This is a genomic window from Micrococcus sp. iso_26 (genome assembly GCF_056172975.1).
On record NZ_JBWBTV010000017.1, the window covers coordinates 1 to 1,151 of the forward strand.

2 protein-coding genes are annotated in these 1,151 nt (G+C 67.9%); both read right to left on the minus strand.

The genetic code is table 11. The annotated features are described in order from the left end of the window. Positions 1 to 77 precede the first annotated feature (77 nt). Positions 78 to 662 carry a uracil-DNA glycosylase family protein gene (locus AC0VX0_RS12320; protein WP_002854173.1) on the minus strand — a complete coding sequence of 195 codons (585 nt, stop codon included), beginning with the start codon at positions 660 to 662 and terminating at the stop codon, positions 78 to 80. Beyond that, positions 659 to 1,151: SLAC1 family transporter (locus tag AC0VX0_RS12325; protein WP_475452196.1), on the minus strand; the 493-nt coding region annotated here is incomplete at its 5' end. The genes AC0VX0_RS12325 and AC0VX0_RS12320, both read right to left, overlap by 4 nt.

Genomic DNA, 1,151 nt, shown 5'->3' on the forward strand with positions numbered 1-1,151 from the left:
TTCCGTTACAAGACACGCCGCCTCACACGCTGCCGAACCGTCGGCACGGGCAGTTGTAGCGGAGTCGTTCGTATTTGCTACAGCCGGTGAGTCAGCGCCGCGAGCCGGAGCGCTTGGACGGAACGTCGTTGTTGTTCCGCGCGATGGCGGCCGTTGGCCGGAGAGGGGTGTGGTGCCGCGATGACGGGTACGAGTCGGGGGTGCTCGTCCAGGGTGAGGTGCCGCATGACTCCGTTGAGGGCGGCGGTACCGTACGTGACGATGGCATCGAGCACGGGGAGCACCTTGAGCAGAGTTTCGAGGGCGTGTCGCCCCTCGTCGATGTCCACAGGTCGGACGCGGCCGAGAATCTCCCACGGGATGAGGTTCCAGCGGAGGTAGTCGTTGCGTGCGAGTCCGGACTCGATGCGGGCTGCGCGGAACGCGGCCGCGGTCGGGCCCGGGTTGTCCTCGCTGCAGATCGCCGTGTGCGCTGCGGCGATCGTCTGGGGGCCGGGCGACTGCATGAGGACCAGGACGCGGCTGGATGTGCCGCCGGATCTCGGGTCGAAGTTCGGGACGAACCGCCGTGAACCGTCGGGTGCGGTGCGCCATGCCTCGGCGAGGGCGTTCAGGGATCGAACGTCCGCGACCTCGTCCGCGAGTTCGTCGGGGGTGCTCATGCCGGCTGTGGTGGTGCGAGGAGTGTGCCGCGGATGACGGAGCCGTGGAAGGTGCGGACGGCAACGGTGATCCACGCGGCGACGAGGCCCACGTAGTAGACGACTGCGAGGACGGCGACGACGGTGAGTCCGGAGTGCAGGGCCAGGCCGTTCAGGCCGGTGACGCAGGTGCCGACGGGGAACGTGAATGACCACCAGGTCAGGCTGAACAGCAGGTGTTCGCGGGCGGTGCGGATGGTGATGGCGAGGGCGATGACGGTCCACAGCAGCGCGAAGCCGAGCATCGCGAACCCGTACACCAGCGCCACGACCAGCAGTGCGTGGGCGGTCGACGCGTCGACGACGGCGGGGGCGTTCGATGCGAGGAGGTTTACCGCGGTGATGGACTGTCCGACCGGTCCGAGGACGATCCACAGGGTCGGCACCATACCGGCGGCACCGACCTTGTGTTGCGCGAGACGGTTCCAGATCAGCGTAATGACGACCAGG